The 6,659-nt window shown below is 33.7% G+C and carries 8 protein-coding genes; 6 read left to right on the forward strand and 2 right to left on the reverse strand.

Annotation, left to right across the window (positions count from 1 at the left end; genetic code table 11):
• The first annotated feature begins 397 nt into the window (after nt 1-397).
• The 4 genes from PTI45_RS19595 (at nt 398) to PTI45_RS19610 (ending at nt 2,907) form a co-directional block, all read left to right on the forward strand.
• On the forward strand, nt 398-1,201 hold the full coding sequence (locus tag PTI45_RS19595; RefSeq protein ID WP_161594339.1) for an ankyrin repeat domain-containing protein: 804 nt from the start codon (nt 398-400) through the stop codon (nt 1,199-1,201).
• Nucleotides 1,202-1,289: 88 nt separating this feature from the next.
• Complete coding sequence (locus PTI45_RS19600; protein WP_069329282.1) at nt 1,290-1,715, forward strand: hypothetical protein; 426 nt, start codon at nt 1,290-1,292, stop codon at nt 1,713-1,715.
• 208 nt (nt 1,716-1,923) lie between these two features.
• Nucleotides 1,924-2,313: an LPD29 domain-containing protein gene (locus PTI45_RS19605; RefSeq protein ID WP_069329283.1), complete on the forward strand. Its 390-nt coding sequence runs from the start codon at nt 1,924-1,926 to the stop codon at nt 2,311-2,313.
• A 24-nt stretch (nt 2,314-2,337) separates the two neighbouring features.
• Nucleotides 2,338-2,907 (forward strand): hypothetical protein, encoded by a 570-nt coding sequence (locus PTI45_RS19610; protein WP_069329284.1) that lies wholly within the window; start codon nt 2,338-2,340, stop codon nt 2,905-2,907.
• 420 nt (nt 2,908-3,327) lie between these two features.
• Here the strand turns inward: PTI45_RS19610 and PTI45_RS19615 are convergent, their stop codons facing one another.
• Nucleotides 3,328-4,326 (reverse strand): hypothetical protein, encoded by a 999-nt coding sequence (locus tag PTI45_RS19615; RefSeq protein WP_069329285.1) that lies wholly within the window; start codon nt 4,324-4,326, stop codon nt 3,328-3,330.
• Between the two features lie 48 nt (nt 4,327-4,374).
• The gene (locus tag PTI45_RS19620) at nt 4,375-5,442 is read right to left on the reverse strand and encodes a glycine-rich domain-containing protein (RefSeq protein WP_069329286.1); all 1,068 of its coding nucleotides are present in this window, start codon (nt 5,440-5,442) and stop codon (nt 4,375-4,377) included.
• Nucleotides 5,443-5,787: 345 nt separating this feature from the next.
• On the opposite strand from PTI45_RS19620, the gene PTI45_RS19625 reads away from it, so the two are divergent.
• Both PTI45_RS19625 and PTI45_RS19630 read left to right on the forward strand, forming a co-directional pair.
• Complete coding sequence (locus tag PTI45_RS19625) at nt 5,788-6,363, forward strand: hypothetical protein (RefSeq protein WP_069329287.1); 576 nt, start codon at nt 5,788-5,790, stop codon at nt 6,361-6,363.
• Nucleotides 6,364-6,375: 12 nt separating this feature from the next.
• Nucleotides 6,376-6,564, forward strand: coding sequence for a hypothetical protein (locus PTI45_RS19630; protein ID WP_069329288.1), 189 nt, complete (start codon nt 6,376-6,378; stop codon nt 6,562-6,564).
• Nucleotides 6,565-6,659 lie beyond the last annotated feature (95 nt).

Genomic DNA, 6,659 nt, shown 5'->3' on the forward strand with positions numbered 1-6,659 from the left:
ATTTATTGGATTATTATTCTAGTTATAGAATTATACATAAATATTTGTACGTTTGAGCGGGGGAATTTTTTATATTGTTATGTGGAACTCATATGTAGATCAAACCCAGAAAGAGTTTTTAGTTGATTGGATCGAACACTATATTTTAAAATCGACCAGTATAAGTTGGATAGAAAAAGGAATTTTTATATATCTGCTTACTGGAAAGTCCTCAAAAAAGGATATCTACAGTAGTCATGTAGATACGGCATTCGACATAAGTATATCGCTTCGAAAATTAATGAGTAACAAATTTATAACGTACAATAAGGATTCGCATAAATATGATCTAGTGATCGATTTCTCTAAAACTCTATTTGCATTTAAATTAACGCAAGACGATACACTAAACAGTTTAATGGATGATCCAGACATTTCTTACGCAGCGAAAGGGCTTATTACTTTTATTAGTACCTATAGTAACCTGCAAATTTCTATTAAAAGCGTTCTGAAGTATTCTTCAGCTACAGAATTAGAATTGATGACAATTGTTAATGAGTTGATAGATGCAGGATACTTGTATGGTAACAAACATACAGTTAGTTTAAATAGTTCATTTCCTAGTACTAATTTGAGTTTGATAAAGAGTCGAATAGAACAAATATATCAAGATGCTTTGAAGAGCCAACTGATTCTCTATTTGTCTGATTGTAATCCTAACCACTTTAAAGGCTGGAGTGATTTGTTATATTCTCGCTGTTACAATCTATCAATATTACAGATTGCTATAATAGCCAGCGATAATGTATCGTTGTATAAACTATTAGACCATAATATTATTACAGACTATACTCCTTACGATCCTTTAAAAATAGCATACCTTTTCCATAACCATAGTTCCTTATCTATTTTGTTAGGTAGTTCTGCTATTACAGAGAATAGTAAAAATGTATATGAATTATTTGCAAAAATGATTATGGACAATCAGCCCTTTGAGTATATTAATTATTTTTTGGATTTAGTCGATAATAAAAGTAGGGTGTCTTGGATCTCATATCTTATGATGCCTGCTATGTATTGTAAACGTTATGATCTACTTAAAAGACTACTGGAAATAGGAGCAGACCCCTGTCAGAATGTCTCCAGCCATCAAACCTTATTTGACTTAGCTGTTCGTCAAGAAGATGTGGATGCCATACTGCTCATGAAAGAGTACAAGTAATTCAACATCATAATAATCATGCGAAGCACGCATTTAGCTATAAGCTATTTGTGTGCTTTTTTATATTTATAATTACAGGAGGAAGACAATGATCAATTTAAACCCGACAAGAAACGGATACTTTCAGAAGACACAACATGTATTTACACCAACTTACAACAGCTATTTAAATGCTACATATACCATTACATCCCTGGAAGAGTATCGCTTTTGGCTCAGTTGGGTATCGATGAGTATTATTGCGTATAAAGATGAGGTATTTGCAAAACAAGAAGTTACAAACGATATAGAAATTAAAATACTCGAAGATACTTGGAATCAGTTGATTGCTGATCCGTTTATCGGAAACCTGATCTTATCCTTTAAAGAGTTTGAATCTCAAGTTATAATAGATAGCCTTATTGAAAATAGTTACTATAAAGATGAAATAGAGTTATCTAAGCTTAATCAGCAAAGATTATACTACTTGAATCGTTTTAAAAGTACCCTCAACGTAAATCTAAAATTTAGATAAGCTCTTTTACCAGAAATAACTATATGATATACTCAATTACATAAATTGAATTATATTATTAAAGAATCTGGCAAGCGCTGGATTAACTTTTTCAAAATGCATCTCTCAAGGATGATCAATCTGCTTAACTTTTATTTTAAGTTGAGTGCTATTGATTTTTTGAGAGATGCATTTTTGCGTCTAATTATAATTTGAGGAGAGATTTAAAATGAAATTATGTTCTACTCCAGCTATAGCAGCTAAGATCGCAAGAGGTATTTTGAAGAAAAGGTTTCCTGCTACAAAATTTTCAGTAAGAGCAAATGCATATGCACTTACCTTATCTGTTTCTTGGGATGATGGTGTAATGAAAGAACATGTAACCCAAGCAATAGAGTGGTTAGAAAAAGACTTTGTTTGGGAAAACCAAGAATATAACAACTCTTTGTATATAACGTATGAACGAAATTTAAGTCCAGAAAGAAAAGCAATTATTCATAATCGACTAGTTGACGAGAAGATTGATACGGAGTGGTTCGGTGAATTCAGAAGTACTTTTCTAAGATCTGCCGAAAGACGGCTTATTCAAGAATTTGTACTTAGTGATGGAATCAAATAATTATATAAAATGGAGGAATATCCTATGACTATTAACAAAGAAGATATAAAAGTGGTTAGAACAATGAGTATTGAAAATACTTCATCCGATTTATGGGCAATTAATTTAACGTGGAGTAAGACAGAAGAAGGTAAAATTGCTACTTGCCCTGTGTTATCTGGAACACTTCACTTTTACGTGAAAGGTCATACTTTGGAAGAGGTCATTGAACAAATGAAAATGACCGTCATCTCAGAGTCATTACATTTAATCCATAATCCCATTGTTGAATTAATCCAACAACCTAAACAAGGATTCTTTCAAATGGATTTATTGGATTCTATAGAGCAGAGTAGACTTATGCAATTTAGAATGATAGCTGCCGATCAACATTGGCATGTGCAATTTAATGAAGCCGTCAAACTTAATGAAATAGCCAGTATAGATAAAGTGGCTCAGTATGGGGATATGTGCGTTATCTCTCCACTAGAAGTACCAAATTATCATATAGTATCCATAGTTACAGATAGCTACTCGAAATTTATTTTTAATGGAACAAGTCAAGAAGTGTGCGAATTCATTAATTCAAGAATGGCTGAAAACACTGTATCATGAAGGAGAACGTATGATCTATCAAACTGCTGAACATCTAAAAGAGATTTAAAAAAATGAATTTCCTGCTACTACATTTACAGTGAATGTAGATAAAAATCATATACTTTCCAATATAAATATTCTATGGAAAGATGGGCCTCTATCAGTTAATGTTCGCCGTACAGTAGATTGGATGAAAGGTAGTTACATCTTAAAAGGTATTCACTATAGTAGTGTTGAGAATATAAGTTATGATAGACAACGAAGTACCAGCAAGGAAGAGAATACAGACTTTCAATTCTTTGATCTTATAGATCTGGTAGGAGAAGTCATTAAAGCAATCTGGAAATTTGTCCTCTGAATTATTCTGATTTGATGGAAAACTTAAAAAGCCGTTTACTCATGATGTATAATCCACATCACAAGTAAACGGCTTTTTCTTCATCCTGCTAATTTCTGACCATGATCTAAAAGCTCTAACATGGAAACATACGGCAACATTGATTGATCCAATAATTCGTTACGTACCTTCAAAGAAAATTCTTCAAGTGTACCGAGATAGCCTGGCATTTCTACAAATCTGTCTTTTAATCCACGGTAAGTAGTTAGATAATGATTCCCTAACAGGGGTCCTAAAACCATATAGCTACCTGAAGACTGAATATTGACCATACCTGAAAGCATAGCTTCACCAGAGATATTAGCATGGAGGCTAATACGTACAGATCCGTTGAGTTTCACATTACCTTCAATAACTGCATAATCGTAAACATGTACGTCTCCACCAATTTGAACAGAACCCCGAACTTCTGCTTGACCATAAATTTTAACATATCCACCGATAGATGCATTCTCATGAATCAAAGTATTTCCGTAACACTCAACATAATCTAAAACAACAGCAGAACCATGAATAGTGCAATACTCGCTTATATTGGCATGACCTCCTATACAAGCATATCCACCAATTTCTGCATAGCCACGTATTTTAGCATAATGTGTGATACAAGCATGATCTAAGACGCGAGCATGGTCTAATATTACTGAATAGCCCATTACAGTAGATGACCCGGAAACAGTAGAATAGCCTCCTATAGAAGAATAGTCCCCCGCGATTGCTTGATCACTAATTTTCGCATGATCATAAATGCAGGCATGATTTTGAACCATTGCGTTTCCAAACACATGAGCATTACCATAGGCAGAACCAAAATCTAAAAGTTGCGCATGATCAAACACTCTAGCCTGCTGGTAAGCTAAAGCATTGGGATGCACCCAGCTGTTACCCTTCTGACTAAGATTGCCTGTATGCTCAACCCAACCTCCTAAATCGCCTGCTTTAACTATTATAGTAGGAGTAAGTATATCTTTAAGAGCTTTAATTTGATGTAATGTTATGCCTTTATACACTCTAGTATTATCAGTTAATACGTATTTCATTATAGGGTATTCCTTTCTAATAACTTACTCTTTAGGACATTGATTCAATTAGCTTCCACAAGAACTGCACGAACTGCTACTACATGAACTACTGCTACAAGAACTTCCACTACACGAACTACTAGGATTTCCATCATCGCTTGAATCTTTTGAACCATTAGAACTTTTAGATCCGTTAGACTTGGAAACACTAACAGTACGGGAATTTCCAACAAGATTATTCCATGTTTCCGTTTTTTCTTGTAATTGGGAGTCTAAAAGTCTTGAATGATGAAGTGGTGAAGATTCAGGAGTTATAAACCCTACTGAAGCTAACATATTTAATGAATTCCGCATCGCTTTATTCATACCAGGATAGTTATTTACTGAAGATTGACTCTTCAATATGGATTGTTTAATTAGAAGGATCAATAACTCTTGTATACTAGCAAATTGGTCATTTGTAGCGACATTAAAATAGGCTTTTAATAAATACGAGTCCAGCGAATTAGAAAAGTCTAATAGAACTTCCTCACTAAGTGAATACCGATGGAACGCTCTCAAGTGTATTTGATTCTCTTGATCCACTTCAAATAAAAGACTATAAACAAAATCAAAAAAAGCACGATCTTCTGAACTGATTTCTTCATTCTTCCGGGTAACATTAGGACGATGATGGATAAAATGACCACAGAATAAATCACAAAACTGCTGGTAATCTGCTGTAAACATCAACATTTCATGCCATAGGATATCAACCAGTGGACTATACATGGGTGTCGACTTAAATAGAGCACTCATGAAAAAAAAACGTTTTAACTCTAAAAGAAGCCAATCGTACTGGATATCATCTATGTACGGATGATGCTTCATGACTCTTTCTTTTACGTGCGTAAAGTATTCTGCTCTAAAGGAGTCCTCGATAAAGGCTTCGATACGATCTGCATTATTTTTGCCCAATACGGACGGATGATTAGATGAGAAAGGAATATCGATACGATTCAGATTACACTTGAATTCTTTATTGAACTCAATGGTGTCAGGTGCTGGGTTAAGCGTAGAAGGAGTACTAATCTGTTCATTGATTACATCCTTTTTCGTTATAAACAACATGTTAAACCATTTTTTTAGATCCATTTTCATCCTCCTAAAATAAAAAAAGCACCACGTATAGCTAAATAAGCCATACGTGGTGCTTCCACTGTGAGTTGTATTCAATTCATTTATCTATAATATAATCGATTAAATAATTTGTGTATATATGTTTGCGATGATATTATAGTAATATTCTACAACAAATTTCATACCCTCTAAGCAAGCGCTAAGAGAATTCTCTTTTAAAATGCACTTCTCAAGTGATCAATCCACATGTCTTTTCTTTATGACATCAGGCTGATAATTTGAGAAGCGCATTTTTTTGTGCTTAAAAAGATACATAAGGAGGATCGTCTACTTTTAAAATCATATTATAAGGAGAACATTATGTTAAATTGTGCAGTGCATTATGAAAAAATCAAAGTATTTATGTTACAAGAATTGTCTTTTAAATCAGTTTCATTTCCACTTAAGCAGCTCAAAGATAATACTTATCACGGTACTGTCTACTGCAACGAACACATTCGTACATTAAAACGCGAAGAAACAGGTATTATTGATAGTTTTTCGATAGAAAATGCAGATCCAAGTTGCTACTTATTTAGAATTAAAATGCAATCTGGTCAACTCTTAGAAGCACAGACGGCTCATTATCAAGCCATCTATCCTTTAATAAAATGGATTGAAGCTTCTCAAACTACTGCTGTACTAGACAAAGATCTAGGAGATGTATTTTACCTGGTCAATCACACATCGTTAAGACCAGAAATCATTCCTTATCGATTAGCAGTTAGCCCATCGTATTCTGATTATCCGTTATGTTTGGTGAATATGAGTACTGGGAATAAAAATCAAATTAAAGAATTATCAGATGATTGGGAAACATGGTCGTTTGTATTTAGAAATATGAATGATGCACTCCTGTATAGTCAAAAATCAGAAAAACTGAGTATCTTAAATTAGGGAGATGACCGTATGAATACAACTGCAAGTTTGACACGAATTATATTTTCTTTGTTTGGAGAGATAGAATATTTCTCTACTGCGCTTAATGAACGCGAAGGGATCAATGCATTTTGGGATCTGTATGGTCGATCTAATCAAAACTCGACCAATAGTATTATTAAAATAGTATCGGTAGGTCAAATACCTGCGACACGTTAAAACAAATAGTAAGTTATACGAAAGCTGAAGATCGCCATCATTGGAGTGATCTTCAGCTTTTTTCTTTGCACATAAACGCTGTTTACATTTACTGT

Source organism: Paenibacillus nuruki (assembly GCF_001721045.1).
Taxonomy (GTDB): domain Bacteria; phylum Bacillota; class Bacilli; order Paenibacillales; family Paenibacillaceae; genus Saccharibacillus; species Saccharibacillus nuruki.

Coding starts and splice junctions, on each gene's coding strand:
- PTI45_RS19595 (WP_161594339.1), top strand. CDS start 398: ATGGATGATCCAGACATTTCTTACGCAGCGAAAGGGCTTATTACTTTT.
- PTI45_RS19600 (WP_069329282.1), top strand. CDS start 1,290: ATGATCAATTTAAACCCGACAAGAAACGGATACTTTCAGAAGACACAA.
- PTI45_RS19605 (WP_069329283.1), top strand. CDS start 1,924: ATGAAATTATGTTCTACTCCAGCTATAGCAGCTAAGATCGCAAGAGGT.
- PTI45_RS19610 (WP_069329284.1), top strand. CDS start 2,338: ATGACTATTAACAAAGAAGATATAAAAGTGGTTAGAACAATGAGTATT.
- PTI45_RS19615 (WP_069329285.1), bottom strand. CDS start 4,326: ATGAAATACGTATTAACTGATAATACTAGAGTGTATAAAGGCATAACA.
- PTI45_RS19620 (WP_069329286.1), bottom strand. CDS start 5,442: ATGGATCTAAAAAAATGGTTTAACATGTTGTTTATAACGAAAAAGGAT.
- PTI45_RS19625 (WP_069329287.1), top strand. CDS start 5,788: ATGTTAAATTGTGCAGTGCATTATGAAAAAATCAAAGTATTTATGTTA.
- PTI45_RS19630 (WP_069329288.1), top strand. CDS start 6,376: ATGAATACAACTGCAAGTTTGACACGAATTATATTTTCTTTGTTTGGA.